32 protein-coding genes and 2 pseudogenes are annotated in these 25,814 nt (G+C 53.8%); 30 read left to right on the forward strand and 4 right to left on the reverse strand.

Features of this window, described 5'->3' with window-relative positions; translation table 11 throughout:
- The first annotated feature begins 245 nt into the window (after nt 1-245).
- The 4 genes and pseudogenes from AC0XWG_RS24670 to AC0XWG_RS24685 all read left to right on the forward strand — a co-directional run.
- Entirely contained in the window at nt 246-536 is a 291-nt protein-coding gene (locus AC0XWG_RS24670; RefSeq protein ID WP_013087126.1) for a hypothetical protein, read from the forward strand.
- A gap of 130 nt (nt 537-666) precedes the next feature.
- Nucleotides 667-1,197: a hypothetical protein gene (locus AC0XWG_RS24675; RefSeq protein ID WP_013087127.1), complete on the forward strand. Its 531-nt coding sequence runs from the start codon at nt 667-669 to the stop codon at nt 1,195-1,197.
- A gap of 18 nt (nt 1,198-1,215) precedes the next feature.
- A complete protein-coding gene (locus tag AC0XWG_RS24680; RefSeq protein ID WP_015572054.1) occupies nt 1,216-1,992 on the forward strand; it encodes a site-specific integrase in 777 nt (258 codons plus the stop codon).
- Between the two features lie 201 nt (nt 1,993-2,193).
- A pseudogene (locus tag AC0XWG_RS24685) lies at nt 2,194-2,451 on the forward strand (tyrosine-type recombinase/integrase); the annotation flags it as partial.
- Nucleotides 2,452-2,694: 243 nt separating this feature from the next.
- On the opposite strand, the gene AC0XWG_RS24690 reads toward AC0XWG_RS24685, so the two are convergent.
- Nucleotides 2,695-3,705 (reverse strand): RepB family plasmid replication initiator protein, encoded by a 1,011-nt coding sequence (locus AC0XWG_RS24690; protein ID WP_015572055.1) that lies wholly within the window; start codon nt 3,703-3,705, stop codon nt 2,695-2,697.
- 740 nt (nt 3,706-4,445) lie between these two features.
- Between AC0XWG_RS24690 and sopA the strand changes: the two genes are divergently transcribed.
- Entirely contained in the window at nt 4,446-5,612 is a 1,167-nt protein-coding gene (gene sopA / locus AC0XWG_RS24695; protein ID WP_023327689.1) for a plasmid-partitioning protein SopA, read from the forward strand.
- On the forward strand, nt 5,612-6,577 hold the full coding sequence (locus AC0XWG_RS24700) for a ParB/RepB/Spo0J family plasmid partition protein (protein ID WP_475681142.1): 966 nt from the start codon (nt 5,612-5,614) through the stop codon (nt 6,575-6,577). Before sopA ends, AC0XWG_RS24700 begins: the two co-directional genes overlap by 1 nt.
- A 649-nt stretch (nt 6,578-7,226) precedes the next feature.
- Here the strand turns inward: AC0XWG_RS24700 and AC0XWG_RS24705 are convergent.
- Both AC0XWG_RS24705 and umuD read right to left on the reverse strand, forming a co-directional pair.
- Nucleotides 7,227-8,498 (reverse strand): Y-family DNA polymerase, encoded by a 1,272-nt coding sequence (locus AC0XWG_RS24705; protein ID WP_335282385.1) that lies wholly within the window; start codon nt 8,496-8,498, stop codon nt 7,227-7,229.
- Complete coding sequence (gene umuD, locus AC0XWG_RS24710; RefSeq protein ID WP_013087136.1) at nt 8,498-8,929, reverse strand: translesion error-prone DNA polymerase V autoproteolytic subunit; 432 nt, start codon at nt 8,927-8,929, stop codon at nt 8,498-8,500. The genes AC0XWG_RS24705 and umuD overlap by 1 nt, the downstream gene beginning before the upstream one ends.
- Nucleotides 8,930-9,160: 231 nt before the next feature.
- Here umuD and parM point away from each other — a divergent pair, with 231 nt between their 5' ends.
- The 24 genes and pseudogenes from parM (at nt 9,161) to AC0XWG_RS24830 (ending at nt 24,853) form a co-directional block, all read left to right on the forward strand.
- Nucleotides 9,161-10,132 carry a plasmid segregation protein ParM domain-containing protein gene (parM, locus tag AC0XWG_RS24715; protein ID WP_475681167.1) on the forward strand — a complete coding sequence of 324 codons (972 nt, stop codon included), beginning with the start codon at nt 9,161-9,163 and terminating at the stop codon, nt 10,130-10,132.
- Between the two features lie 2 nt (nt 10,133-10,134).
- Nucleotides 10,135-10,797, forward strand: a complete 663-nt coding sequence (locus AC0XWG_RS24720) for a plasmid partitioning/stability family protein (protein WP_049022775.1) — start codon at nt 10,135-10,137, stop codon at nt 10,795-10,797.
- A gap of 3 nt (nt 10,798-10,800) precedes the next feature.
- Nucleotides 10,801-11,064, forward strand: coding sequence for a hypothetical protein (locus AC0XWG_RS24725; protein ID WP_013087139.1), 264 nt, complete (start codon nt 10,801-10,803; stop codon nt 11,062-11,064).
- A gap of 28 nt (nt 11,065-11,092) precedes the next feature.
- Nucleotides 11,093-11,296, forward strand: coding sequence for a hypothetical protein (locus AC0XWG_RS24730; protein WP_475681143.1), 204 nt, complete (start codon nt 11,093-11,095; stop codon nt 11,294-11,296).
- Between the two features lie 373 nt (nt 11,297-11,669).
- On the forward strand, nt 11,670-12,137 hold the full coding sequence (locus tag AC0XWG_RS24735) for a hypothetical protein (protein ID WP_475681144.1): 468 nt from the start codon (nt 11,670-11,672) through the stop codon (nt 12,135-12,137).
- A 522-nt stretch (nt 12,138-12,659) separates the two neighbouring features.
- Complete coding sequence (locus AC0XWG_RS24740; protein WP_023327695.1) at nt 12,660-13,352, forward strand: DNA methylase; 693 nt, start codon at nt 12,660-12,662, stop codon at nt 13,350-13,352.
- A complete protein-coding gene (locus AC0XWG_RS24745) occupies nt 13,349-13,570 on the forward strand; it encodes a hypothetical protein (protein WP_013087144.1) in 222 nt (73 codons plus the stop codon). The genes AC0XWG_RS24740 and AC0XWG_RS24745 overlap by 4 nt, the downstream gene beginning before the upstream one ends.
- 55 nt (nt 13,571-13,625) lie before the next feature.
- Nucleotides 13,626-14,048: a DUF1380 family protein gene (locus tag AC0XWG_RS24750; protein WP_023327696.1), complete on the forward strand. Its 423-nt coding sequence runs from the start codon at nt 13,626-13,628 to the stop codon at nt 14,046-14,048.
- A 357-nt stretch (nt 14,049-14,405) separates the two neighbouring features.
- On the forward strand, nt 14,406-14,834 hold the full coding sequence (locus AC0XWG_RS24755; RefSeq protein ID WP_013087148.1) for an antirestriction protein: 429 nt from the start codon (nt 14,406-14,408) through the stop codon (nt 14,832-14,834).
- 46 nt (nt 14,835-14,880) lie between these two features.
- Nucleotides 14,881-15,291, forward strand: coding sequence for a DUF1380 family protein (locus AC0XWG_RS24760; RefSeq protein WP_023327697.1), 411 nt, complete (start codon nt 14,881-14,883; stop codon nt 15,289-15,291).
- A 50-nt stretch (nt 15,292-15,341) separates the two neighbouring features.
- Nucleotides 15,342-15,539 (forward strand): hypothetical protein, encoded by a 198-nt coding sequence (locus AC0XWG_RS24765; RefSeq protein ID WP_023337955.1) that lies wholly within the window; start codon nt 15,342-15,344, stop codon nt 15,537-15,539.
- An 896-nt stretch (nt 15,540-16,435) separates the two neighbouring features.
- Complete coding sequence (locus tag AC0XWG_RS24770) at nt 16,436-16,561, forward strand: hypothetical protein (protein ID WP_275887081.1); 126 nt, start codon at nt 16,436-16,438, stop codon at nt 16,559-16,561.
- 43 nt (nt 16,562-16,604) lie between these two features.
- Entirely contained in the window at nt 16,605-16,970 is a 366-nt protein-coding gene (locus AC0XWG_RS24775; protein WP_475681145.1) for a hypothetical protein, read from the forward strand.
- A gap of 67 nt (nt 16,971-17,037) precedes the next feature.
- Nucleotides 17,038-17,988: a ParB/RepB/Spo0J family partition protein gene (locus AC0XWG_RS24780; RefSeq protein WP_475681146.1), complete on the forward strand. Its 951-nt coding sequence runs from the start codon at nt 17,038-17,040 to the stop codon at nt 17,986-17,988.
- Complete coding sequence (locus AC0XWG_RS24785; RefSeq protein ID WP_475681147.1) at nt 17,985-19,064, forward strand: hypothetical protein; 1,080 nt, start codon at nt 17,985-17,987, stop codon at nt 19,062-19,064. Before AC0XWG_RS24780 ends, AC0XWG_RS24785 begins: the two co-directional genes overlap by 4 nt.
- Before the next feature lie 37 nt (nt 19,065-19,101).
- On the forward strand, nt 19,102-19,536 hold the full coding sequence (psiB, locus tag AC0XWG_RS24790) for a conjugation system SOS inhibitor PsiB (RefSeq protein ID WP_023327676.1): 435 nt from the start codon (nt 19,102-19,104) through the stop codon (nt 19,534-19,536).
- Nucleotides 19,533-20,261: a plasmid SOS inhibition protein A gene (locus AC0XWG_RS24795; protein ID WP_033147101.1), complete on the forward strand. Its 729-nt coding sequence runs from the start codon at nt 19,533-19,535 to the stop codon at nt 20,259-20,261. Before psiB ends, AC0XWG_RS24795 begins: the two co-directional genes overlap by 4 nt.
- Nucleotides 20,258-20,584, forward strand: a complete 327-nt coding sequence (locus AC0XWG_RS24800) for a hypothetical protein (protein ID WP_023327674.1) — start codon at nt 20,258-20,260, stop codon at nt 20,582-20,584. The genes AC0XWG_RS24795 and AC0XWG_RS24800 overlap by 4 nt, the downstream gene beginning before the upstream one ends.
- Nucleotides 20,585-20,639: 55 nt before the next feature.
- Nucleotides 20,640-21,014: a hypothetical protein gene (locus AC0XWG_RS24805; RefSeq protein ID WP_023327673.1), complete on the forward strand. Its 375-nt coding sequence runs from the start codon at nt 20,640-20,642 to the stop codon at nt 21,012-21,014.
- A 203-nt stretch (nt 21,015-21,217) separates the two neighbouring features.
- Nucleotides 21,218-22,587, forward strand: a protein-coding gene (locus AC0XWG_RS24810; protein ID WP_085949440.1) for an IS3-like element ISKpn8 family transposase whose coding sequence is annotated in 2 segments (ribosomal slippage) — nt 21,218-21,698 and nt 21,698-22,587 — 1,371 coding nt in all. Because the reading frame shifts where the segments join, the coding sequence is not laid out codon by codon here.
- 43 nt (nt 22,588-22,630) lie between these two features.
- Nucleotides 22,631-22,780, forward strand: a pseudogene (locus AC0XWG_RS24815) (DUF5431 family protein); the annotation flags it as partial.
- Nucleotides 22,728-22,847, forward strand: a complete 120-nt coding sequence (locus AC0XWG_RS24820; RefSeq protein WP_475681168.1) for a type I toxin-antitoxin system Hok family toxin — start codon at nt 22,728-22,730, stop codon at nt 22,845-22,847. The pseudogene AC0XWG_RS24815 and the gene AC0XWG_RS24820, both read left to right, overlap by 53 nt.
- Nucleotides 22,848-23,721: 874 nt before the next feature.
- Nucleotides 23,722-24,015, forward strand: coding sequence for a hypothetical protein (locus tag AC0XWG_RS24825; protein ID WP_023327733.1), 294 nt, complete (start codon nt 23,722-23,724; stop codon nt 24,013-24,015).
- 16 nt (nt 24,016-24,031) lie between these two features.
- Nucleotides 24,032-24,853, forward strand: coding sequence for a DUF932 domain-containing protein (locus tag AC0XWG_RS24830; RefSeq protein ID WP_023327732.1), 822 nt, complete (start codon nt 24,032-24,034; stop codon nt 24,851-24,853).
- 28 nt (nt 24,854-24,881) lie between these two features.
- Here the strand turns inward: AC0XWG_RS24830 and AC0XWG_RS24835 are convergent, their stop codons facing one another.
- On the reverse strand, nt 24,882-25,421 hold the full coding sequence (locus AC0XWG_RS24835) for a lytic transglycosylase domain-containing protein (RefSeq protein WP_032636190.1): 540 nt from the start codon (nt 25,419-25,421) through the stop codon (nt 24,882-24,884).
- Nucleotides 25,422-25,814 lie beyond the last annotated feature (393 nt).

The following is a 25,814-nucleotide window of genomic DNA, read 5'->3' on the forward strand; positions in this document are numbered from 1 at the left end:
GTAGTTAGATAACTTTCACCCTCTCCGCATCAGACCGACCTGACGAGTAAATCCTGTTAATCTGTTCATCATCGCTTCCGAAAACTTTGCTATTATGAATTTTTCGGAAGTCAAAAAGAGTGAGATCCGGTAATTGCGGGCGGTGACTGTTATTCTGCTAATCACTGCGGGCGGGCAACGGAATGTTCTGCTGGCGATGATAAATAAATAGAACTAATAGATATTAAATAATAAGGAAGTTGATTATGAATATGAAAATTACACTGAGTGTTTTATTTGAGGCTCTCATAATCCTTGGGCATGACAGAGTCTGGATGGAAGAATCGGAGTTTGAGCACATATACGGATACGGCTGCTACCGTGAGATACACACTTGGGACGATCGCACAGTTGCCTGGTGGGATGATGCTGATGACACATGGTATCTGTCCACAGAAGTCGATGTGATAACTCCTTTCCTTGGCCCTCTCCCAAAGAAAGAAGGAGAGCTCTCCGAGGAAAAATGCTTCCAGTTAATGACTCTTGGTCGCTACTGATAGCCGACAGCAGCATTTAATGAGTGGTCGGCTGGACACCCTCTGGCGGCCACATGTCACTCGATAGTGTAGTCCGGCGGGATTTCTCCCTGAAGATGATCCAGACATTAACGTAAAGGATACAGGAACGATGTGTAAATTGACCGGTTTTATAATGGGGCTGACGATCCTGCTGGGTGTGACTGCACGGGATGCAGGGGCGGCAACGCTCAGTGAAATGCGGATGGTTAATGCCAGTCAGAAACCCGGGATGGTGATTATCTGCAGCCGGACCTCGGAGATTCCGCAGAAAGGTGAATCCCCCGTTCGTATAGAAAGTCTCCTCAGGGGCGTGGTACTGCAGAACGACGGTGATCGCATGATGTTTGACGTGACCTATACACAGCGAAACGCTGAAGAGAGTATTCCTTTTCGTACGGAAAAATACCGGCTGACCACTGAGCTGGAAGCCACCCGCCAGAAAATGGCCATCGATCCTGAGACGATAGAACTATCGCTTCCGCGTGCCCGCGGTCTTGAAGAAACTTTTCTCGCGGGGATGAAAGCAAGCCCGGTTTCGTTTGAAGATTACACCAATTACCGTGTCAAATCTGCTACCGAGTATCTGATCCTGCCGGGTCCGGCATCCCCGGATGCACCGGTGATGCACTGCACACTCTAATGACAATGGTGACATAACATGATGCCAGCACTGCCAGGCCATAGCGGGGCTTTTTCCTCTGCTCAGCTGCCGGTGGCCATCGATTACCCGGCCGCGCTGGCACTGCGCCAGATGGCGCTCGTTCAGGACGAACTGCCGAAATACCTGCTGGCGCCGGAAGTGAGCGCCCTGCTCCACTACGTGCCCGATCTTCACCGTAAGATGCTGCTGACCACCCTGTGGAACACCGGCGCCCGTATTAACGAAGCACTGGCCCTGACCCGGAGTGATTTTTCCCTGGCCCCGCCCTACCCGTTCGTGCAACTGGCAACCCTCAAACAGCGGGTGGAGAAAGCGGCCCGAACGGCCGGCCGTGCTCCGGCCGGCAGCCAGCCTCATCGTAACGTTCCGCTTTCCGATCCGCAGTATGCCCGCCAGCTGGAAATGATGGTGGCCACCCTGAAAATACCGCTGGAACGCCGGAATAAGCGCACCGGCAGAACGGAAAAGGTGCGCATCTGGGAGATCACCGACCGTACCGTTCGCACCTGGCTGGGCGAAGCTGTTGAAGCGGCAGCCGCCGACGGGGTGACGTTCTCCGTGCCGGTGACGCCACACACGTTCCGCCACTCCTACGCCATGCACATGCTGTATGCCGGAATTCCGCTGAAGGTGCTGCAGAGCCTGATGGGGCACAAGTCGATCAGCTCGACGGAAGTCTATACAAAGGTATTTGCGCTCGATGTTGCTGCAAGGCATCGTGTGCAATTTTCAATGGCAGAGGCTGATGCTGTTGCCATGCTGAAAAAAAGATAACTAAATTTGTCAAAATTTACAGACAGTTGTAATGACATCCACTTATTCGATAATAAATTAATCTTGCGTTACGTGAAAACTGACAGGGGTCCAGGCTGTACCAGGCCGGAATTCACGTAACGCACTTTACGTCTTCTTCATTACTTACCTTTTCGTTCCGATCCTGTTCATCCCTGCATTGCCCCCTTTTCTTCATAACGCATTTCACTGTTGCCGAAAGCCCATGGGGTCGACTTTGCGACCGCGGCCGCACTCAGAAGGATGGCCACTTTAACCGGCGCCACCCTGGCGTACCTACTCGTCCCCGAAGTGAGAGCCCTACTCTTCTATATGCCGGATCTTCACCATTAAATGCTGTTCTCTACTTTCTGGAACACGGGAGTGCGGATCAGTGAATCCCGGACGCTGCCCCCGGAATCCTTTGATCTCGGTGGGTTAAGACCCTTTGTGAAAGTACTGGGCTAAGGGCATCCGCCCTGACGAACAATATTGACTAAGTGATGAAAGTAAACATATCGCAGTGAAGATGTTGAGCAGACTGCCCGCTCTTCCACACACCGCAATCAATATCAATACTCCGGTAGGCCTATCCGCATATCGCAGTCAAGGCAAGCAAAACCTAAACGGAATGATGAATCAGTATAAATTGACTGTGGTATGCGCTCTGCATACCACAGTCAACAAACTCTAAAACGGCATTCCTCAGTCATTTCCCGGTTTCACGCTGGCGAGCGCTTTTGCTAGTTTCTGAGGATCAATACCTGCAGCCTTCAGGGCTTTAATAACTTCGTCATAGTTCTGCTCAGGTACTTCCTCTTCCGGCTCACGGGGAACAACGACCTTGCTACTGATGAGTTTCGGATTACGGTAATGCACGCTGAAGTAGGTGGCCCGGCCGCGTTTGAATTCGGTGTAATCCAGATAGCCGATATCCTTCAGCTGCGCCATGGCTTTGCGCACCGTGTGGTTCTGCGTGTAGAGGTTAGACGTCAGGTTGAGTCTGTCTCGCATACGCTTCATGGAGATGGGGGCCGGATTCTGTGGCAGACTTTCAATGTAGGTATAGAGTGCCTGTGCGGACTCCTTGCGCTGCAGGGCATCAATGGCTTTCAGACGCAACAGGACCCGCCTGTCCATCTGATAAAGCTCAAAGAGCTTGGGCTCTGCCCTGATCTCCACGACATCGGCAGTGATGTCGTAATAGGCAGACTGAACCAGGTGCGTAGTCCACCCTTTCGTTTCACTCTGAAACTTGAGGGTTACGGATGCCAGCTTGAACAGGGAGTTGCTTATCCTGTCACGCATTTTCTTGTTAGAGCGCCGGGAGTCAAAGCCACACATTTTAACAAACTCAACAAAAGACAGCTTGAGCGTGTCATCCTTAACGCCAAAATCATACATTGAACGGATGATTCCAAGCCAGACTTTGAAGTCCGTATCCATATCGAGGCGCGATCCGGTGATCCTGACATCGGTATACCCTTCACTCCGGGCAATGGACAGCTGTACGAGCTCCTCAGTCGCATCCGTGACGTTTTTGCGGTTCGTCTTACTCCTAGAGGTCGATTTGAGGGTAGGAACGAACAGACCAAGCCTCATGAGCGCAACAGGCTGAACAGTGCTGGCGCTGTTGACATCCAGCTTAACAACTTCACCCGTTGTCTTATTGACCTCCTGAAGATTCAGGGGTAACTCATTATTTTCCATAGCCATTTTATTAACCCGCGGTTATCCACAAACGAAAGTATATACGCATATCACAGTCAACGGAAATACATACCCCAGTTAATACAATTGCATACCGCAATAGTTGATCTCGCACACAACAGTCAACATACCACACACCACAGTTAATGAAGATAGTCTCCAGGCTCAGGCGTAGCGGGGCGCTAAACGATCCGGGGATCTCTTTTTGATCTCAACATGATCTCCTTAAGGATCAATTACTGGATCGAAATATGGAATAACAGCCAGCATCCAATACATATGGACCACTGACATGACACAATGTGAATCTTGGTACAACAACCCAGTAATACAACACCAGGAAAGGCAATAGTCTTGACTGTGATATGCAGAAAAATGCATGTCATTACTCTTCCCTATTCCTATTCAGCTTCATACCGCAGTCAATAATCTGCATACTATAGTCAATTCCTTACCATTCAGTTCCTTCCAGTGGAGCTTCGTTAGCTTCAGAGCGTCAGCCACACCTTGTTAGTACGGAGTAATTCCGCTTCCTCGACGCATGCGCCTACGCGCGCATACTTTCTGCGGCGAGCGGATGATATTGACTGAAGCATGCGGCAGCCTTTCAGGCGGATGCTGAACTGAACAAGACTATATTTTGATCGGCTTTGCAATATTTAAGACGGTTTGCAACTTTAATGTTGCTTTGCGCCTTTTACCAAGATTTAATAGATTAATGCAAAGATAATAATAAGGAACAAAGAATGGGACTGATGGAAACGCTTGACCAGTGCATTACGGCCGGTCATGAAATGACGAAAGCTATCGCGATTGCACAGTTTAACGATGATAGCCCGGAAGCCAGGAAAATTACCCGTCGCTGGCGTGTGGGTGAGGCCGCCGATCTGATTGGCGTTTCTTCTCAGGCAATCCGTGATGCAGAAAAAGCAGGACGCCTTCCCCATCCTGATATGGAAATGCGTGGACGTGTAGAGCAGCGGGTGGGCTACACCATTGAACAAATCAACCATATGCGGGATGTATTTGGCACCCGTCTGCGCCGTCCTGATGACAGCGTTCCGCCCGTCATTGCGGTGGCAGCACATAAAGGGGGTGTCTATAAGACATCTGTATCTGTACATTTGGCACAGGACCTGGCGCTGAAAGGGCTGCGAGTACTGCTTGTCGAAGGGAACGATCCTCAAGGCACAGCCTCCATGTACCACGGCTGGGTCCCTGATTTGCATATCCATGCCGAAGACACACTGCTGCCTTTTTATCTTGGTGAGCGCGATGATGCAGCCTATGCCGTCAAAGCCACCTGCTGGCCGGGTCTCGACATCATACCTTCATGCCTGGCTCTGCACCGCATTGAGACAGAACTAATGGGAAGGTTTGACAACGGGAAACTGCCGACAGAACCTCATATGATGCTTCGCCTGGCCATCGAAACAGTGGCCCATGATTATGATGTCATTGTTATCGACAGTGCACCGAACCTCGGTATTGGTACCATCAATGTCGTCTGTGCTGCAGATGTACTCATCGTGCCAACGCCAGCAGAGTTATTTGATTACACCTCTGCCCTTCAGTTTTTTGACATGCTGCGCGACCTGTTAAAAAACGTGGACCTGCAGGGTTTTGAACCTGACGTTAGAATTCTTCTGACCAAGTACAGCAATAACAATGGCTCACAGTCACCCTGGATGGAAGAACAGATCCGCGATGCCTGGGGAAGCATGGTACTGAAAAACGTTGTTCGCGAGACCGACGAAGTCGGTAAAGGTCAGATCCGTATGAGAACGGTGTTTGAGCAGGCTATCGATCAGCGCTCATCTACAGGAGCCTGGCGAAATGCGCTGTCTATCTGGGAGCCTGTCTGTAATGAAATTTTTGATCGCCTGATTAAACCTCGCTGGGAGATCAGATAATGAAACGTGCACCAGTCATTCCAAAACATACCGTAAAAGATATCCGCCCCGAAACTGAACCTTCAGCGGCACCCGCTGCACCGATGGTTGATTCATTAATTGCACGGGTTGGAGCCATGGCCCGCGGGAATACCATTCTGCTTCCGGTTTGTGGCCGGGAAGTGAAATTTATTCTGGAAGCGATCCCGGGCGAGAGTGTCGAGGCGGCATCAAGAGTCTGGTCAGGTAATGAACGTGACCAGGAACTACTGACCGAAGACGCGCTTGATGATCTGATTCCCTCTTTTATGCTGAGTGGTCAACAGACGCCTGCGTTCGGACGAAGGGTAGAAGGTGTCATTGAAATTGCTGATGGTAGTCGCCGTCGTAAAGCCGCCATACTGACATCATCAGATTATCGTGTTCTCGTCGGGGATCTCGATGACGAACAGATGATAGCTTTATCACGGCTGGGTAATGATTATCGTCCTGTCAGCGCTTATGAACGGGGCAACCGTTATGCACAGCGGTTGGAAAATGATTTTAACGGCAATATCTCTGCTCTGGCTGAAGCTGAGAATATTTCCCGTAAAATCATCACGCGTTGCATCAACACGGCCCATTTGCCAAAATCAGTGGTTGCCCTGTTTACTCATCCTGGTGAACTTTCCGCCCGCTCTGGGGAGACGCTGTACAAAGCATTTTCGGGAAAAGAAGCTTTATTGTTGCAACGGACACAACAGCTTCATGAGCAAAAAAAAGCGGGAGTTATCTTTGAATCCGAGGAAGTTATTGGTTTACTGACGGATGTTCTGAAAGAGCCATCAGGTAAAAAAGTAAACCTTAATACCCGTCATCAATTTGTACCTGGTGCGACAGCCCTATACAAAGGCGATAAGGTGATTTTTAATCTCGATAAATCTCGTTTGCCTGCCGAGTGTATCGAGAAGATAGAAAGCATACTGCGCGACTTACAAAAAGTTTAGCCTGTTTAATGATACACGCGAGAGTCTTCATTAATTTCCAATATCCTTAATGCGTTACATGCTGCTTCGGAATATATACATCCGAAGCAGTTATTTTCTGCACTATAGCCCAGTGTTGTTAAAAAGATCTGTTTACTTCTCCCAACCTGATTGTTACCACAATCTAAAGATCCAGTTTTTTCTAGTTTTCCTTAACTAGTTCCGCAGTTCACCCCTCAACCTGCATATCAGAACTCAGAAGGTAACCCATCCCGGAATACTGATTTCATACACCAGATTAACTGGGACCACGGTCCCACTTCCTACTTGCGTGTCAGAACTCACCCGTCAAGCCCGCTTGGAATATCGATTCCACACGCCGGATTTAACTGGGACCACGGTCCCACCTCCTACTTGCGTGTCAGAACTCATCCTTCAACCCCGCCTGGAATATCGATTCCACACGCCGGATTTAACTGGGACCATGGTCCCACTCTATTCAGCTGTTTCTATCACAATACAGATTTTAAGATTGTTACTGTGATTCCTGTATTAGGTGCGTAAGAAGATTATGTTCGTTTTGTTCCCTGGTGCTTCCTCGCTCACTCGCGGGCTTCACCCTGTCGTTCGGCTGCGGCGAGCACTACTGGATCTCTCAGAAAAGCAGAATTTATCTGATCCTCGCAACGGGAATATCTTTCCAGCGGGTGGTGTACGCAGGGGAGAGCATATCGCGTTTCATTTGCCATGATGGCGCTATCCCTCGCCCGGCAAACCAGATCTGTCCCAGACCGGAATGATTAATGCCATCGAGAACCTTCATCAGCTCAGAGCTGTGAGGACGTGGCGGACGTTCGTCGAACAGCTGCAGCTGCGAAACGCCGGAGCCGGTGAAGTCATTCAGCATCACACCGGCTTTGGCATACAGGTGCCCATCCTTCCAGATACGCTCCAGAGCCGTTGTGGCGGCCGCAATAATGTCCCGGGTGTCCTGAGTGGGTGTAAGCAGTTTCTCCGTGGCCACGTTGCCGTAGTAAGGCTCTTTAACGGCGAACGGAGACGTTTTGATGAAAACGGAAATATGCCGGCAGTACTGGCGCTCTTTCCGCAGCTTTTCAGAGGCCCGCTCTGCGTACTGACAGACAGCCTGGCGGAGCGAATCGTACTCCGTGATTTTCTCTCCAAAGCTGCGGCTGCAGACGATCTGCTGTTTCGTCGGTGGTGCTTCCTCAAGCGACATGCAGCTTTCCCCGTTCAGTTCGCGTACTGTTCGCTCGAGAACGACGGAGAAATTTTTGCGTATAAAGGCCGGGTTCGTCAGGGCCAGATCGAGCGCGGTCCTGATACCCAGTACATTAAGTTTGCGTGCAATACGGTTTCCCACGCCCCAGATCTCTTCGACCTGCTGCAGTGAAAGCTGTTTCCGCGTTCGCTGAGGATTCCCCCTGGTCAGGGCGAGCACACCACGAAACTGTTTCCACTCCTTTGAGGCCCACTGGGCTGATTTTGCCAGGGTTTTCGTCGGCCCGGCACCCACGCCGATGGTCAGACGGGTACAGTCATACACGTGCTGGCGCAGCTGCCGGCCGAAGTCCTCCAGGTCCATGCAGTGCTCAACGCCGGTCAGGTCGAGGAACATCTCGTCAATCGAATACTGTTCCACCCTTGGGGCCAGCTCCTCCAGGCAGCTCATCACGCGCGCTGACATCGAGGCATAAAGTTCATAGTTGCTTGAGAACGCGTATATTTTTTCCGGATACGTTTCGTTTTTCATCTGAAACCACGGCATGCTCATTTTGATCCAGGGCTTTGCCTCGGCACTTCTTGCGATAACGCAGCCATCGTTATTACTGAGCACCACAACCGGCTTTCCTTTCAAATCCGGGCGGAAAACACGTTCGCAGCTGGCATAAAAGCTGTTCACATCGGCCAGGGCAAACATCAGTACATCTCCCTCGGGCGGTGGATGATGTGCGTGACGACGCCAAAGATATCCAGATCGTCCGGGTCGGGATAAATCGGCGGCCAGGCGGCGTTCATTGGCTGCAGCGTCAGTCGTGGCGTCAGCAGAAGCCGTTTAACCGTAAACTCCCCCTGCACACTGGCCACAACAATATCGCCGTGCCGGGGCTTCTCTGCACTGTCCACAACCAGCAGATCGCCATTGTAAAGGCTGCCGTCGGACATGCTGTCACCGCTGGCACGGAGATAGTAAGTCGCGCTTGGGTGCCGTATGCAGTAATCATGGAGATCCAGGTCGGACTCGACATAGTCAGCGGCAGGGCTCGGAAAACCGCAGCTGGCCAGGTCTGCAAACAACGGATGGGCCTGTGGCGGGAGTGCTTTCCCGGTGCTGAAAAGCTGCAGTTTCATCTTTCCTCCTGACGTCTAAATATGCTGGATATGCATACAGTATATTTAACAGCGTGAGGATAATCCAGATCACCTGCTTCATGAACAGGGTGAGTAATCTAAGTTACTCAAAATGCTATTTAATATCATTATGGGACATTTAAATTACTCACAATGAGAAGTATGGCTTTTATTTTGCCATTTTGCTCTTATAATATGTATCAAATTGAGTTTAATTGACGGAGCATAATGATGAATATTTACTGCGATGATGGTTCAACTAATGTTAAGCTGGCATGGTTTGAAGGAAACGAGCTGCAGACCCGGGTTTCTGCTAACTCCTTCCGGCATGGCTGGAAAGTGGCGGAATTCAGTGCCGCAACGTTCAACTATCAGGTGGGCACGCTGAAATACACCTGGGACCGCGTCAGCCGGGATGCCATCCCGACAACAAACGTGGAATACCAGTACGGTGATCTCAACCTGCTGGCCGTGCATCATGCCATGCTGAACAGCGGACTTGAGCCGCAGCCGGTGAGCCTGACCGTGACGCTGCCCCTGAGCGAGTATTATGACGGGGACTGCCAGCGGAACGAGGAGAACATCCGACGCAAACGAGAAAACCTGATGCGTGAGCTGGTTCTGAATAAGGGCAGGGCATTTACCGTAACGGACGTGAAGGTGATGCCTGAATCACTGCCGGCGGCGTTCTCCCGTCTCGCGGAGCTGAAGCCCGGACCCGCTGAGACCACCCTGATTATCGATCTCGGCGGAACCACGCTCGATGCCGGCGTGATTGTCGGACAGTTTGATGATATCAGTGCGGTACACGGCAATCCGTCTGTCGGCGTGTCACAGGTCACCCGCGCAGCTGCAGGCGCGCTGCGGGCTGCAGACAGCGAAACCAGCGCGCTTATTGCTGACACGGTCATCCGCAACCGCAATGATCGTCAGTATCTGCAGCGAGTGATCAACAATGCCGGAAAAATTGACGATGTTCTGAACAAAATTACAGAGGCAATCACTTCCCTGGGCGCGCGCGTCACCAGTGAGCTGACGGCCTTCAGGAACGTTAACCGGGTATTCCTGGTCGGGGGAGGGGCATCCCTCATTGAAGAGGCTATCCGTCAGGCCTGGCCTCTGGCTCCTGACCGTATCGAGGTTATCGGCGATCCGCAGCTGGCACTGGCCAGAGAGATTGCCCTTTACAATAAAGAGGACTAAACGTGCCGGACGGCCAGTATTCTTTCTATCTGCACAGCGACGATCGCACCGACATCGCGGCGATGGCGACCATCAGCACCATCTCACAGCCCCTGCGCGGTGACTTCATCCGGACCGCCGCCACCGCCGGGGCGGTGATGTACCAGACGGATGCCCGTTTACCGGCGCTGATCCCGGTGTTCTTTGACGGGCATCTGAGCGCCATCCGGCTTTGTGCCGTGATGGCGCTGGTATCCGGCACCTGGTCTTCACTCTCAGGACTTCCTGATGAGCCTGATGGTGGCGTGGCGGCTCTGGCCATGTCACCTGAGACGGAATACCAGCGCCGGCGTTACACCCTGACGCTTCAGGATGACCGGAGCAGTGAACGGGTTGAGCGTGTGCTGACGGGCGTGTCATCCCGCCTGCGCGGAGAGCTGCTGAGAAACCTGATTATCACCGGTCTGGCCCTGCATACGACCGCACCGGAGCTGCCGCGGCTGCTGGCCAGCATGCCGGTACCGCCCGGCACGGTCAGCGAGCTGCAGGTTCTGGTTCAGCAGATGGCTGGTACGGCTGACGTGAGTATGGCTGCAGTGCCGGAGAAACCAGCGGAGCCTGCCGCACCGGTATCCGCAGAAGCGACCAGCATAAAGAAAAATATGCGCCGGGCATTCGGAGACTAGAACATGTCAGTGATTAAACAAAAAGCAGTGCAGTGCATTCATAACTTTCTGCGCGCCCGGAACGTGCCTGAATCTCAGTGGCCGGAACGGGTCAAAAAGACCGGCAGGGGAATGATACTGGCAGGCGTGGCCGTCGTGGTTCCCGGCGTTCTGGTTGATAACATCTCCCTGCCGGTGACAATCGCGATGCAGGTCTGCTATGCCTCACTGATCGGCCTCGGGGTTCTCCTGGCGTTTGACGAGAAAAAACCAGAGGGGCGGGGATGAATATGAACATTAACCTGAAGGAAACAGTATGCAGCTTGAAGAACTGACAGGAGACGAACGTACGCTGGTCGTTGTGGCACTGCAGGCGTTGTTCCGCGAGAGATTATCCGCATCAAATGCCGTCTTTACGGTATGTAGCCTGTCCGGAAAAGAGCAGCCGCCGGAAGATATTTTTGGGCTGTGTGAAGTAGAGGATGCGCTGAGACGTATTGGTGCAGCTCCTGCGCGTTAAATCCGGCCCCGTACACTTCAGAAAAAAACGGCAGGGTGACATCTCATCCCTGCCGTCAAAACTAAACGCTTAATTTTTCGGCGATTATAATGTATTGTTTTGTGATGTAAATCACATTTTAATTTAATGTGAAATTTTCCCTCCGTTTTATATCTCCCGAAAAAATTACCCGCCGTGCCTTCACGCTAACCCGGCCGCTGCGGTCGCAAGGGTTCACGTTGTCTCCGTCCTCACCCGTTCGCGCCCTGCACGGTGCATTCAGCCCGTGAAGGGCTTGCGCTGCGGCTTCGGCGTCGCCCTGGCGTCCTCCGCTTTACGCCGTGTTTTTGTGGCGGCACGGCGCAAGAGGGTGCCGGATGCTGAGGACACAACCATGTTCAGACTGACCTGTATTGAACCCGATAACGGCGAGTTTGCCGTCTATATCAATCACCATTACCTGGGGAGTGAAGATGCCAGCGGAGAGCGACTTTCTCTGGAGGAGGTTCTGGAGCAGCTCTCCCTGCTGCCGGGCGTGGAATTACAGACCCTGCTGGAACCTGTACCGGAGTGCGATGACTGGTGCTGGAACGACATCGCCGATCGCGTCCTGCCGCCGCTTCCAGCATGTCGTGATGATGTGACGGTGGCAGGGCTCATCGCCAGGCTGAAGCAGTACCCACCGGATGCACTGTGTATGGGGACGTTCTGGCTGGAAGATGACTTTCTGTCGCTCGATGGCAGTCTGTCGGAGGAGGAAATTGCAGAAGCCATGCGTATCTGCGACCACAGCCACGATGCAGGCATCGGTTTTAACTGGGACACGCTGCAGTTCGCTATCGACCACGTGAAGGGGCGCTAAAAAAAAGGACACCTTCCGGGGAGGGGTGTCCTGAAATGTGTCATATTCGTTGTAAGTGAAAACCCATCAGATGTTTTCGGCACAGATAATTGCACAATCGCTGCCTTTTTTCACCTGCCATATATCCGACTCAAAAAAAAGACGTCTCCGGTCGGGGACGTCCTGAAATCAAAGGCACACATGTCAGATAACGGCGCGAATCCATTATCAGTGTGCATTCTGCCATACACTCACGTACTCATCAGCTACCAGAACCGGTAACAAAGGTTGTCGGTTCTCTCCGCCTTATTGCCGCCAACCGGCGGCGAGTTCAACGCCGTGCCTTCACGCTAAACCGGCCGCTGCGGTCACAAGGGTTCACGTTGTCTCCGTCCTCACCCGTTCGCACCTTTCACGGTGCATTCAGCCCGTGAAAGGCTTGCGCTGCGGCTTGCGGCGTCGCCCCTGCGCCCTCCGCTTTTCGCCGGGTTTTTGTGGCGGCACGGCGCAAGAGGGTGCCGCATATCAGAGAGGAGTGTGTCTATGTCCCGTTTTATTCTGGGTGACTGCGTGCAGGTGATGTCCCGTTTTCCGGCGCGTGCCGTCGATTTTATTCTTACCGATCCACCGTACCTGGTTGGCTATAAGGACCGTACCGGCCGCACCCTGGCCGGGGACAACTCTGCCGAATGGCTCCAGCCCGCCTGTCATGAAATGTACCGCGTGCTGAAAAATGACAGCCTGATGGTGAGTTTCTATGCCTGGAACCGCGCGGATCTGTTTCTGAATGCGTGGAAAACGGCCGGTTTCCGGGTGGTTGGCCATATCGTCTTTGCCAAGAGCTACGCCTCAAAATCGACGTTCGTGGGTTACACCCATGAGAGTGCCTACCTGCTGGCAAAGGGAAGGCCGCAAACCCCGGACCGTCCCATCCCGGACGTGATCCCCTGGAAATACACGGGCAACCGACATCACCCGACGGAGAAGCCGGTGCAGAGCCTGCGGCCGCTGATTGAATCGCTCACGCGTCCGGGGGCTATTGTCCTTGACCCGTTCGCCGGCAGCGGCTCCACCTGCGTGGCAGCCGCCGAAGCCAGCCGCCGCTATATCGGGATCGAGATGCTTGAGCAGTACCACGCCGCCGGCGTTCGACGTCTGGCACAGGTTGAACGGGCAAGAAGGATGCCGGCGGCCAATGACGGCGCGTTTTACCCCGACTATCCGGAGGCGGCATGAACTACCCGGGCCTTGAACACCTGCGCGCGGACGTGGCCGCGCTCAGCAATGCCATGTGTGACGTGCGGATGCTGCTGAACCGCCTCGAATCGCAGCACCGGCACGACGCGGCAACGCTTACCGAACGTATGGCTGCGCAGACTCTGCGCCGGATCAACACCCTGCTTCTTGAAGCCTACCGCGAAGCCCTGGTGCTGGACGAAACCTTTCAGGACTGACTGACCCTGCCGGGCTGATGCCCGGCCTGTAACCCCTAACAAGAGAGAAAAAACGATGTACGGAACCCGCGAAGAACTTTGTGTACAGCTTGAAAACATGTTCACGTTTGACGAACCCCTGGTCCTGCTGGTCTGGACGGAAGAGGGGATTAGCGTGGCCTGCCGTGAAGCCCAGCCAGAACCGGACGGGACTGAAATCCGGAATCTGATGAAGGCGATCGGCGAAATGAAAATGACGCAATACCGTCAGGAGGGGGTAAATAATCTGACTGTCAGCGATCTCCTGGCCCGTCAGCGCGAAGCGGCAAACCGTCAGGTGAGTGTTCCGGCGGTACTCCTGTCCCGCGTCCTGCGTAACTATGAATGCGAGCTGGAAAACCGGATCGGTATGGCCTGGGAAGCCGGGCGGCAGGAGCCTGAATCCGTCAGGAATGAGCTGAAGGACGTTCACGCATTACAGGAGACGCTGGCCGCGTAAGGGAGAGAGCCGGGGTAACGCCCCGGCAACCGGTGGCCATCCACTGCGAAAAGGATGTCAGTGCCTTCCGCTTTTATCCGCCGCTGCCCTCCGGGCCACGTCGGGACAATGAAACTCCCCCTGAAGCTCCGTGCGGTGACGGCATGCGCCGTGACTTCACTGTAGCCCGGCCGCATCGGCCACAAGGGTTCGCTTACGCCTCCGTCCTCACCCGTTCGCACCCTTCACGGTGCATTCAGCCCGTGAAGGCTTTGCGCTGCGGCTTGCGGCGTCGCCCCTGTGTCCTCCGCTTTTCGCCGGTCTGTCGTGTCGTCACGGCGATGCCGGAACCGAGAATATGTTAACCGTGGAGGATCTATGAACCAGACCGTGACCTGTGATGCTGTTCGTCTTGAGGGTGCGCAGCGCCTGACTTTCCTGCCTGATTTGTTTGGCGGCGATTTTATGACGTCCGAGGCATCCGTGTACGCCTACGCCCAGCGTTACTGCCCTGAGTATCAGGGGGGATTCTGGCAGTTTTACCGGCTGCCGGAAGGCGGCGGATATATGGCGCCTGACGTGGAGAGCCTGACCCTGTGCAATCCGGACAACTGGTTTGAGGAGACTGTCAGCGGGGAAGTGGCGGGGATCATCCTCACGGCGCTGGTACTGAATCACCGGAGCTGGCACCACAGCAACCATGACCATGAAGAACTGTGCCGCCACTTCTGCCGTCGCTATGAGCAGCTTATGGCATTTGCTGACACCCATCCGGAAAGCGCCACCATCTGGCGTGCCCTTGACTGACTGACTGACCACGGGCGGCGATGCCGCCCGATAAAAGGAGAAAAACATGATTGGTACAGCAAGAGAAATTGCCCTTGAAATGTTCAGACATTCCGACCTCGATGGCGAGAAATACGTTTTCGCCTGCTGGAATCGAAATGACATTCGTTGCGTCTGCCTTGACTGGGATTTAACCGATGAGGAACTGGATGAAGTCCTGCGTCGGCTAAGCTCATGCCTTGAAAGTGGCGCGGATATCGGCCAGATACGGGCGATTGTCGAAACCATGCTCGATGAGCGACGCGAGAAGCGAACCGTGACTATTCCCGCGAAATCGCTGGCCTTAGTCATGCAGCTTGCAGGACGGGAGATGCAACGTATCGCAGTATGCGCGGAGGATGGCGGCGGATCAGCTGAAGAAACCCTGAAAGAAGAAAACGACGTCATGATGCGCCTGCGCGAGGCGCTCGATGCCTGACAGAAAAGCCGGAGGCATTGCCTCCGGAAACAGAACAAAAGGAGAACACCATGCAACTGTCACCGGAAACCCGCAGTATCCTGCGCCAGTATAAAACGCTCATCAACGAGCGACGTCGCGAATCAGGACTCAGCCCCGTAACCACAGCGAAAGTGCTGGATGAGATCTGCGAATCGGCTACCCGCCAGTGCGCCGTCTATCTTTGCGGCCACTTCATTCTCCAGGGCGGTCAGGGCGACGGACAATAAATAATCCGGGCGGGGCATAGGCGCCGCCTGTTCGCGCGCGAAAACCCTGTCATCCCTTCGGGCTGACGGTCGGTAAGGTCAGCGCCTGCGGCGCTGCCCCCTCCCGCCCTGATGTAAGCCCGTGGAGATGTACATGAAAGGCATTGTGAGGGCAAATTGTCACTGATACGGTCCTGCGTGGCGTGGCGTGGCGTGGCGTGGCGTGGCGTGGCGTGGCGTGGCGTGGTTGTCGGCTCTGAAACCCGATCAGCAAATCCTCTGAAAAAACCAGAATCCCACTTCTGGCCCCCTTCGGCTCCCGGCCAGCGCTGCTGTCCGGTCGTCGAGCCCCACTCCGCCAGGGCGGCCGCTGCGCATCCGCCGGGCTCCGCCGAACCCCTCCGGGTTTCGGGCCATACGGCTAGGGTCTGATGGCGAAGGTCAAGGGCTGCGGCTTCTCCGGCCGTGCCGTCCGGAACGCCTTCACCGCGCCGGCTGATGCCGTCGCTTTAATGGCGCCACGCCGTTCCGACGTGTCGGGTGTGTGCATCCTGTTCCCCCGGTGAAGCCATCCCCCGTGTGTCCTCACGCGGAGGGCTGCTTGTAGCACCGTCGGGTCGTCATCCAAGGGGTGAAATGCACTCCGCAAAAACTTTTTGCGTGCCGCAAAAACTTTAGTCTCCGCCCCTTTCCTTCCGCCCTTCGCCGTTGCTCCTTTGCCCTTTGCCGCGAGAGAACTCACCAGGGAGATGGACAACCATCACCACAGGAGAAACCAGGATGCACACACGAAACGTCAACGTCAAAACCGCCGCTCAGGAATCTTCCAGGAAGATGGGGGAAGAACAAAACCCTATTTCTGTCGCACGGGAGTGGGTGGCTCAGGCCACCTCGCTGAAAGCGGGGGTCACCGCGATGTGTCCCGATACGGCGACGTTCAGGTGGAGATCCGCACCAACGGAACGCTTAACTGGCACGCCTGGTCGTTTGAACCGGATTTTCTTATTGAACTGAAACGCAACCTGCAATACGTGCAGCTTTAACCGGAGGCCGGATGTCCGGCCTTAACCCAGAGAAGGAGGAAACATGCAGAACCTTAACACCCGTCCGGCGACCCGTAAGGTCGGGCAGAGCACCGAAATCGTGAAGCTGCTGCGCATTCAGGCCAGCGACACCCACGTGGTCGAGTTTGACAACGTGGACACCCGCTTTAACGACTGCAACAACTGGCAGGTGATGGCAGGAGGCAAACGCGTCCTGTTCAGCAACCGCATGTATGAGCGTTTTTCAGATGTGAAATCGGGGATTCTTGCAACGATCAACGTGTGTGAAAACAGCGGCAGCGTAACGGATAACGCGATGCTGGAAGGGGCAAAAGTCATGATGCAGGTACTCGACGGCTATCCGTCCTTTGCAGCACTGGCTGCACACCCGAAACGTATTACCGGTTAACCGGGTGCCGTGACCGGATCGCACTCCGGCCACGGCGGACCATCACTTAAACACAGGAGTAAAAATCATGGCCGCCACCAATACTACGGCAAAAAAAACTGCGAAATCCACCTCTGCGAAAAAGACAGCGGAGAAAATCGCGCAGACTACCGAGCAGAAGCTCGTCCGGCTGCTCGCTGATACGCCCGTGCAAATCTTCCCGTACTCCCGCCTGTCACACACTGACTTAAACACGCGCATCATTCCGCATACCGATCAGGAAGTGGAAGAGATGGCAGACAGCATTCAGGCAATGGGCATCCTCCAGAACCTGATCGGTGCAGAACTGCCGGACGGTACGATCGGCATTGTCGGCGGGGAAGGTCGCCGCAGAGGCACAGGCATTCTGGTGATGCGCGGTGTGCTCGATGCAGACACGCCGTTTGTTCCGGTGAAAGTCCTGCCCGTTGAGATGGCTGTGGCGGCCTCGATGATCGAGAACGGTCGACGTAAAAACATGCATCCCGCCGAGCAGATTATCGGTTTTCGTACCCTTCAGCAGGAAGGTAAAACGTCCTCTCAGATCGGCGCACTGATGGGCTATCACCCGCGCCACGTTCAGCGCTGCCTGAAGCTGGCGAATCTTGCCCCCTCCCTGCTGGATGCGCTGGCGCGGGATGAAATCTCCCTTGAACAGTGTGAAGTCCTGACACTTGCTGATACTCATGAGCGTCAGGAGCAGGTCTGGAAAGAGGCTGTTGAACAGTGGCGCGATCCTGCCGTACAGACTCTGCGCAAAATGGTGACCGACGACAAGATGGCCATCAGTCACCCTATGTTTGAGTATGTGGGTGAGGAAGCCTATACCGCCGCTGGCGGTACGCTGACCGCCGACCTGTTCAGCGACAGGGACAGCACCTTTGCCGATGCGGCGCTGGTGAAATCTCTGCTGGCTGGCAAGCTCACCGTGCTCGCCGCTCGCCGCTCGCCGCTCGCGTTAAGCAGGAGCAGGGCTGGGGCTGGGCTGAGTTCCGTATGACGGAACTGCGTGCCAGCGGTGAGGACGGTGAACAGTACCGTTTTGCGATGCCGAAAGCTGTCCTGACGGAAGAAGAACAGAAGCGCGTCAGTGAGCTGGAAGAACAAAGGGATGCCACTGAAAGCTACGATTACGAATACGAGCTTCAGCAGGATATCGATGACATTTACTGCGAGGCGCAGTACCGCGAAGCCACGCCGGAATTTCGCGCCGCGCACGGAATCTGGGTGTCATGGGACGGTAGCAATTTTCAGGTTCAGCCTGGTATCCGCAAGCTGACCGACGAAGACCGGGTAGCTGAAGAACAGGCGCGTCAGGAACGTGAAAGCAATGTGATCAGACACACCACGCCTGAAATTCCCGCCGACGCCTATCCGGCAACGCTGGTAAAAGCTATGTCAGCCGAACGGACTCTCGCCGTTCAGGCCGAACTGGCGGGTCGTCCCGACGTATCGGTGGCGCTGCTGACGTGGACACTGTGCCTCAGTATGTTTGACCGCAGCTACGGTAAACGCAGCGAACCGCTGAAAGCCTCCGTGTCCTCGAATCAGTATCACCTTGCATCACTGGCTCCATCCGGTGAAGAAGGGAAGGCGCTGACGGCGCTCAAAGCGCAGAAAGAGGCGCTTCAGGCAACGCTGCCCGAAAACTGGCATCTCGATTTCACGTGGCTGCTTTCATGGTCAGCGGAGCAGGTGAACACCCTGCTGGGATTCTGTGCCGCGCACGGTATCAACGGTATTCAGGAACGTATGTACAACCATACGCAGAAAAGCGAACTGGACGGGCTGGAAGCGGCGCTGGACTTTGACCTGCGCAAATGGTGGCAGCCGGATGCTGAGAGCTACTTCGGCAAGCTCACCATCGCCCAGATTGGCAAAGCCTACGAAGAAGCCGGACTCAGTGCCCGCGCCGGAGAGATTGTGAAGCTCAAGCGCCGCGATGCGGCGAAGGCCGCCGAGCAGGATCTGAATGCTCAGGGCTGGCTGCCTGACTGGATGGTGCGCACATCACCAACCGCTGAGGCTGAAGAAGCCACCGAAACCGACGCTCACACCACTGACCACGCTGCTTAATACCGGAGGCCGCCGCCTTCGGGCGGCGGGAACAGACATGACTATGCAATATGACCTGAACCAAATCAACAAACTGACCGCCTCCGACCTGGAGTTTATCCGTCAGCAGGGCGAGGACGCGCGCCGCGCCCTCAGCGATACCGTGACCGGCCTCCTGTCGACACCAGAAGGATGGCGCGTCTGCGCCGAATACCGCAGCGAGTTCGGCGGCTTCTTCCCCGTCCAGTGCCGCTTCAGCGCGGACGGCAGCGATGACTGGCATCTGTGCGTGTGCAGCCCCGGCGAAGTCTCGCCTTACTGGCTTCTGGTACTGCTCTCCTCCGGCGGGGAAGTGGTGCGTACCCTTTACCAGAGTGACACGCTACAGCCTGACCGGATAAGCCAGCTGATCGCGCAGCTGGCAGGTATGCGCCGCTTTAACTGCACTGCCCGCACCGTGGCGAACCTGATGAGCGGGGATGTGACAGCATGATCCCATCCTCACACGCGCTCGTTTCCCTGAAGCCCGCCCGTCAGGCTGCAATACAGGCTATCAGCCATGTTGAGTCTGCCCGCGAACGCGGCGCACGACTGCCCGCCATGCCGTATGTGCGTACCTTTCTGCGTCTTCTCACGGGCAGCGGACGCCTCAACGCCACGGTGGCCAGTAAAATACCTGGCCTGCACTGGGTGCCAAATAACCGTCATTCGAACCTGAAACAGGTCGAGGAGGCGCTTAACACGATGATCGCCACCAGTGGCGAAGCCTGCCCGCTGCCGCTCACGATTGACGTACAGGCCGAACTGTTTCCTGAGGTCATGCACACCCGCACGGGTCGACGGCTGCACCGGTCCGGCATTAAGACCACGCGCCAGCTGCGCCGCCAGTCCCGTGAGTACGAACAGCACTGGAAACTGCGCCAGAACCTGCTGGAGCAGGCGAAAATTGACCTGAATTTTCAGTCTCCGGAAACCGTCTGCACCTGGTACACCCGGTGGAGCGACGAGTTTGACGCGGCAGAGCTTGCCGGACCGTTCTGGCGCTGGCAGTCGCGGTTCGCGTCGCTGAAGGAACTTGACTGGCTTCGCATCAGCGGTGAGCCGCTGTATACAGTGATGTATGAAATCCCGTTTATTGTCCGAGAAACACCTGAGCATGTTCGTGTCGCTGAACGCTGGCAGGTGCCAAATAAGCTGGCTGACCGGAGCGGTGTATGAAGTGGCGCTATTCCCTGCGCTGGAAATTGCCGCACAAGCCCTGCCCAGGTCTACTGGAGCTGGTTTCAGTTGTCGTGGAGGCAGGGCAGGCGGCACCTGAGGAGGTGATGGCACGCTGGGTTGCTGGCTCAGGTTACGCTGTTTGCGTGGATTTTCTCGGTCAGAAACAGATCCAGCGCTGGAGCGATGAACGGAAAGCCGCAGTGAGAAGGCGCAATATGCAGGCACGGATTAATCGTGTTGCCCCTTTGTTTGCCGATGAGTTAATCGAGCGTGAGCTGGCTGCAAGTCAGGCATATTTCAATGGCAAGTCCGCCCGATGAATCAGATACAATGTTGTCTGACTGCTCAGACAAAACATATAAGGAAAGCAGAATTATGAGGTACTGGTTGCTCGTTATCTTCCTGAACGTGCTGTTCTATTTAATCGTTAAGCATGCTGCGCCAGAATGGCATGGTACGCCTGGTTATTATGCAGGCCAGATCATCTGCACACTAATAGCTCTGGTCATCACATGGCGTGATCCGCCTGGCTGGTTAAATGAAATCCTGCTCGGCGTAATGAAATACGGAGTTCTGAGTGCCGGGATCATCTTCTTTGTCTGGGGCGTCGGGTACAAGCTGGCATTCTGGGGGCAGGGTAATTCTGATGCCGAATTTGTAAGTGCATTTGACGTCATTTTGCCCAATCTTGCGCTGGTCACGGGCGTAGTGATCGCGGGATGGGGATACCTGAGATATTTCAGGCGTTAAGCAGCATAAAGCGTGGATATACCTGGTAAGAAAGAGCACCTGCCCGGTATAATCGACGTGGCGCTTGAGGCTTTTTGCCTCATGACGTGAAGGTGGTTTGTTGCCGTGTTGTGTGGCAGAAAGCAGAAAGCCCCGTAGTTAATTTTCATTAACCCATGTACTGCACCCATTTTGTTGGACGATGAAATGGAATAGTCCCTGATATGTCAAAGCCAAAATACCCCTTCGAAAAGCGCCTTGAAGTCGTGAATCACTACTTCACAACTGATGATGGTTACAGGATCATCTCTGCACGTTTTGGTGTGCCTCGAACACAGGTCAGGACGTGGGTTGCCCTCTATGAAAAACATGGAGAAAAAGGTTTAATTCCCAAACCTAAAGGCGTTAGTGCTGATCCAGAGTTGCGCATTAAGGTCGTGAAAGCCGTGACCGAGCAGCAGATGTCCCTCAATCAGGCTGCTGCTCACTTTATGCTTGCTGGTAGTGGTTCTGTAGCCAAGTGGCTGAAAGTCTATGAGGAGCACGGAGAAGCTGGTTTACGCGCACTCAAGATCGGCACCAAAAGAAACATTACAATGTCAGTTGATCCAGAAAAAGCGGCGTTAGCATTGGAGCTGTCGAAAGACCGACGTATTGAGGATCTTGAAAGACAAGTTCGATTCCTTGAAATGCGGCTTACGTATCTAAAAAAGCTGAAAGCCTTAGCTCATCCCGCGAAAAAGTGAAAGTACTCAACGAGCTAAGGCAGTTTTACCCTCTTGATGAGCTTCTCAAGGCAGCGGAGATACCGCGCAGTACGTTTTATTACCATCTAAAGGCTCTCAGCAAGCCTGATAAGTATGCGGATGTTAAAAAGCGTATTGGTGAGATTTATCACGAGAATAAAGGTCGTTACGGATACCGTAGGGTAACGTTGTCTCTCCATCGAGACGGGGAACGGATTAACCATAAAGCCGTTCAGCGCCTGATGGGAACCCTCTCGCTTAAGGCAGCGATTAAGGTCAAGCGATACAGCTCCTACAGAGGAGAGGTAGGGCAAACCGCCCCCAATGTTCTCCAAAGGGATTTCAAGGCTACACGGCCAAACGAGAAGTGGGTTACCGACGTTACTGAATTTGCAGTCAATGGGCGAAAGCTGTATTTGTCTCCAGTAATAGATCTCTTCAACAACGAAGTTATTTCTTACAGCCTGTCGGAAAGACCTGTGATGAACATGGTCGAGAATATGCTCGATCAGGCATTCAAAAAGCTTAAGCCTCACGAGCATCCTATTCTGCACTCTGACCAGGGATGGCAGTATCGTATGAGAAGGTATCAAAACATCCTTAAAGAACAAGGCATTACACAGAGCATGTCCAGAAAAGGCAATTGTCTGGATAATGCAGTCGTGGAATGTTTCTTTGGAACCTTAAAGTCGGAGTGTTTTTATCTTGACGAGTTCAGTAATATAAGCGAACTGAAGGATGCTGTTACGGAATATATTGACTACTACAACAGCAGAAGAATTAGCCTGAAATTAAAAGGTCTGAGTCCAATTGAATATCGAACCCAGACCTATGTGCCTCGTGTTTAACTGTCCAACTTTTTGGGGTCAGTACACCCACGAGGCCACCTGTATGCCTAGACAACATCAGGATAGCCTCTTAGATGCCGCAAGGCAAGGAGAAGAAGGCCATGAAACTGCCACGAAATACCCTGCTCTGGTGCGTATTAATAGTGTGTCTCACACTGCTGATATTCATTTACCTGACACGGAAATCGCTCTGCGAAATCCGATACAGGGACACGAACAGGGAGGTGGCAGCTTTTATGGCTTACGAATCCGCTAAGTAGCTAACCCCGGCGGGGGGACCCCCCCCCGCCATTCAGGGGCTGAGACTGTGTGGACATGCCTGAAGCGCCTTTATGAAGGGGTTGCCGGTTCGCCGGTAGCCCCTTTTTCCATCCCGAAGGGTGCAGTCGCATGCATGAACAACCCGGAAGGTCTGTTCCCCTGCGGGGAACGGGGGAAGGGGGACGCGCCTTCGGCGCTGCCCCTCTGCTCCCTCCGCCTTGCCCTCTCTCCTGCCTGATTTTGCTGAAGTCAGCGCGCCATTAGTTACCTGCCTGTATCTGGCTTCAGCCTGGTTTTCCCTGTGTTCTTCATCCCGGGCGTCATATCCGTCGTCCTGCTGGTTAACTTCCTCAGCTGCAGCTCCGTGGCCATAACCCGAAAACAGGGCAGGGCGATGGCCCCCTTCGGCTCCCGGCCAGCGCTGCTGTCCGGTCGTCGAGCCCCACTCCGCCAGGGCGGCCGCTGCGCACCCGCCAGGCTCCGCCGAACCCCTCCGGGTTTCGGGCCATACGGCTAGGGTCTGATGGCGAAGGTCAAGGGCTGCGGCTTCTCCGGCCGTGCCGTCCGGAACGCCTTCACCGCGCCGGCTGATGCCGTCGCTTTAATGGCGCCACGCCGTTCCGACGTGTCGGGTGTGTGCATCCTGTTCCCCCGGTGAAGCCATCCCCCGTGTGTCCTCACGCGGAGGGCTGCTTGTAGCACCGTCGGGTCGTCATCCAAGGGGTGAAATGCACTCCGCCAAAACTTTTTGCGTGCCGCAAAAACTTTAGTCTCCGCCCCTTTCCTTCCGCCCTTCGCCGTTGCTCCTTTGCCCTTTGCCGCGAGAGAACTCACCAGGGAGATGGACTGCCATCACCACAGGAGAAAACCAGGATGCACACACGAAACGTCAACGTCAAAACCGCCGCTCAAGAATCTACCGGAAGATGTGATTCAAACCTCACCACGTCCCAGTTTACGGATCTGTTTTGCTGGGTCCTGGCCGCATCGGAAGGGGAGCCACAACCGGTAATTTTTACGCCGCCAGAGAATGCCACTGAGCTGACGTTAATAAATGACGAATGCCCGGATTATATCTCTGTCTGGGTTGTAGATGGTCGCCCGGTGGCAGCTGCAATCCCGCTGGATAATTTTCACCGCGTTATTTCTTCATCTCTTACTAAATAATCAGGAGTAAATAAAAATGGTCAGTTTCGCAAGCCGCTATCGTATGCCTGCCTCGATCCGCAAAGACCGTCCGCTGACGAATGATGAATTACAGCGCATCGTTCCGAGCGCGTTCTCATCGGATAAACACGATTCACGCTCTGAACGTTATACGTATATCCCGACCATTAACATTCTTGATCGCTTACGTGATGAAGGTTTTCAGCCATATTATGCAACGCAGTCACGTACACGTGACCAGGATAAACGCGACTTTACAAAGCATATGCTTCGCCTGCGCCGTCATGACCAGATTAACGGAAAAGAAGTGCCGGAAATTATTCTGCTGAATAGCCATGATGGTTCAAGCAGCTATAAAATGATCCCCGGCATGTTCCGTCAGGTTTGCAGTAATGGTCTGGTTGCATGGAAGGATTTTGGTGAAATCCGCGTACCCCACAAAGGGGATATTGTCGGGCAGGTTATTGAAGGCGCTTACACGGTGCTGAAAACATTCGACGCGGTTGATGAAAATATAGACCTCATGAAAAGCATTCAGCTCACTTTGCCTGAGCAGCGCCTTTTTGGTGCGACCGCCCTGGAACTTAAATACGATGGAAAACCAGCGCCGATTACACCGGAGCAAATTATTAACCCTCGCCGTGTGCTCGACAGAGGCCAGGATTTATGGACCACGTTTAACGTGGTGCAGGAAAATGTGATCCGTGGGGGAATTCGTGGCAGAACGGAAAAAGGGAAGATGACCAGAACGCGGGAAGTCACCGGAATAGATGGTGACATCAAATTAAATCAGGTGCTCTGGAAAATGGCGGAGGAGTTTGCAAAACTGAAGGCCTAAAAATTAAGCCGCTCAACAGAGCGGCTTTTTACTGCACGCTATGTGACGATGCTGTTTCTGCAATTTTAATATCATGCTCCTTTCCCGCAGCTGGCGCGAGACGTTCTGAAAGTAACTTTTTTCTGGCCAGTAATACACGATATATATTTTTGATATCCTGTGCATAGGCCTTGCGCTGTACAATGAGCTTTTTGCTCGGTCCAGTATTATACATCCCCACGCTGTCCCAGTTTTTCCCGTATGACCGAAAGTTGTGCGCCAGTACCCATGCTCCCGTATAAACGCAGATACATGGATCATTTAACAGGCGCTCACGGGTAATATTGAAGTTTTTAAGTTTACCGTAATGGGAACTGTTCACCTGCATACCGCAGACATCTTCCGTTCCATTCCTGTTTGATCCATTTATCGCATCCGGTACAAGATGGCTCTCTTTAATCGAAATTGACATAAGCAGCAGCGGATCAATTTGGTAATCTTTCCCGGCCTGATCAAAGCACATCTGCGGAGCTGCGCCAGCAGATAGTGAAAGAGTCAGTAAAGCAGCAGGCAGTAACGATATTTTCATGGTTTGGCCTTTTAGCGAAATAAACGGGCTCTGGAGAGGCGCTTTAAAAAATACCCCGGCGGATCGTCGCAATCAAGTAAATTCACTACAAACGCGCCTGAGCGCTCTCCTGAAGGGATTTAACACCTGTCCGAAATAAACATGCCAGAACGGTATACGGTATTAACATGCCGCTCTTTACTAACCCTTTAAAACATCACACCCCACGCAAGACTTCGTCTTGCAGATTTTTCCTTTCATTTCAGTGGGATGTTTGTAAGAAATTTGCGCGCTTTTGGAATGTGACCGTTTAATGTCGTACATACCGACACTACACTATCGTATAATCCTGATACCTGTTAGTGTCGGTATGTCACACATGTATCATACAATTGTAGATATGCTTTAATTACA

This window comes from Enterobacter sp. DVT3837, assembly GCF_056238685.1.

What these genes read in the sequence shown, in the direction of transcription:
- AC0XWG_RS24725 (WP_013087139.1), top strand. Translation starts at nt 10,801, where the DNA reads ATGTCAGTGATTAAACAAAAAGCAGTGCAGTGCATTCATAACTTTCTG.
- psiB (WP_023327676.1), top strand. Translation starts at nt 19,102, where the DNA reads ATGACTATGCAATATGACCTGAACCAAATCAACAAACTGACCGCCTCC.
- AC0XWG_RS24735 (WP_475681144.1), top strand. Translation starts at nt 11,670, where the DNA reads ATGTTCAGACTGACCTGTATTGAACCCGATAACGGCGAGTTTGCCGTC.
- AC0XWG_RS24750 (WP_023327696.1), top strand. Translation starts at nt 13,626, where the DNA reads ATGTACGGAACCCGCGAAGAACTTTGTGTACAGCTTGAAAACATGTTC.
- AC0XWG_RS24700 (WP_475681142.1), top strand. Translation starts at nt 5,612, where the DNA reads ATGAAACGTGCACCAGTCATTCCAAAACATACCGTAAAAGATATCCGC.
- AC0XWG_RS24670 (WP_013087126.1), top strand. Translation starts at nt 246, where the DNA reads ATGAATATGAAAATTACACTGAGTGTTTTATTTGAGGCTCTCATAATC.
- AC0XWG_RS24780 (WP_475681146.1), top strand. Translation starts at nt 17,038, where the DNA reads ATGGCCGCCACCAATACTACGGCAAAAAAAACTGCGAAATCCACCTCT.
- AC0XWG_RS24825 (WP_023327733.1), top strand. Translation starts at nt 23,722, where the DNA reads ATGCACACACGAAACGTCAACGTCAAAACCGCCGCTCAAGAATCTACC.
- AC0XWG_RS24830 (WP_023327732.1), top strand. Translation starts at nt 24,032, where the DNA reads ATGGTCAGTTTCGCAAGCCGCTATCGTATGCCTGCCTCGATCCGCAAA.
- AC0XWG_RS24680 (WP_015572054.1), top strand. Translation starts at nt 1,216, where the DNA reads ATGATGCCAGCACTGCCAGGCCATAGCGGGGCTTTTTCCTCTGCTCAG.
- AC0XWG_RS24795 (WP_033147101.1), top strand. Translation starts at nt 19,533, where the DNA reads ATGATCCCATCCTCACACGCGCTCGTTTCCCTGAAGCCCGCCCGTCAG.
- AC0XWG_RS24775 (WP_475681145.1), top strand. Translation starts at nt 16,605, where the DNA reads ATGCAGAACCTTAACACCCGTCCGGCGACCCGTAAGGTCGGGCAGAGC.
- AC0XWG_RS24835 (WP_032636190.1), bottom strand. Translation starts at nt 25,421, where the DNA reads ATGAAAATATCGTTACTGCCTGCTGCTTTACTGACTCTTTCACTATCT.
- AC0XWG_RS24730 (WP_475681143.1), top strand. Translation starts at nt 11,093, where the DNA reads ATGCAGCTTGAAGAACTGACAGGAGACGAACGTACGCTGGTCGTTGTG.
- AC0XWG_RS24745 (WP_013087144.1), top strand. Translation starts at nt 13,349, where the DNA reads ATGAACTACCCGGGCCTTGAACACCTGCGCGCGGACGTGGCCGCGCTC.
- AC0XWG_RS24675 (WP_013087127.1), top strand. Translation starts at nt 667, where the DNA reads ATGTGTAAATTGACCGGTTTTATAATGGGGCTGACGATCCTGCTGGGT.
- AC0XWG_RS24705 (WP_335282385.1), bottom strand. Translation starts at nt 8,498, where the DNA reads ATGTTTGCCCTGGCCGATGTGAACAGCTTTTATGCCAGCTGCGAACGT.
- AC0XWG_RS24785 (WP_475681147.1), top strand. Translation starts at nt 17,985, where the DNA reads ATGACGGAACTGCGTGCCAGCGGTGAGGACGGTGAACAGTACCGTTTT.
- sopA (WP_023327689.1), top strand. Translation starts at nt 4,446, where the DNA reads ATGGGACTGATGGAAACGCTTGACCAGTGCATTACGGCCGGTCATGAA.
- AC0XWG_RS24740 (WP_023327695.1), top strand. Translation starts at nt 12,660, where the DNA reads ATGTCCCGTTTTATTCTGGGTGACTGCGTGCAGGTGATGTCCCGTTTT.
- AC0XWG_RS24800 (WP_023327674.1), top strand. Translation starts at nt 20,258, where the DNA reads ATGAAGTGGCGCTATTCCCTGCGCTGGAAATTGCCGCACAAGCCCTGC.
- AC0XWG_RS24760 (WP_023327697.1), top strand. Translation starts at nt 14,881, where the DNA reads ATGATTGGTACAGCAAGAGAAATTGCCCTTGAAATGTTCAGACATTCC.
- AC0XWG_RS24765 (WP_023337955.1), top strand. Translation starts at nt 15,342, where the DNA reads ATGCAACTGTCACCGGAAACCCGCAGTATCCTGCGCCAGTATAAAACG.
- AC0XWG_RS24805 (WP_023327673.1), top strand. Translation starts at nt 20,640, where the DNA reads ATGAGGTACTGGTTGCTCGTTATCTTCCTGAACGTGCTGTTCTATTTA.
- parM (WP_475681167.1), top strand. Translation starts at nt 9,161, where the DNA reads ATGAATATTTACTGCGATGATGGTTCAACTAATGTTAAGCTGGCATGG.
- umuD (WP_013087136.1), bottom strand. Translation starts at nt 8,929, where the DNA reads ATGAAACTGCAGCTTTTCAGCACCGGGAAAGCACTCCCGCCACAGGCC.
- AC0XWG_RS24690 (WP_015572055.1), bottom strand. Translation starts at nt 3,705, where the DNA reads ATGGCTATGGAAAATAATGAGTTACCCCTGAATCTTCAGGAGGTCAAT.
- AC0XWG_RS24755 (WP_013087148.1), top strand. Translation starts at nt 14,406, where the DNA reads ATGAACCAGACCGTGACCTGTGATGCTGTTCGTCTTGAGGGTGCGCAG.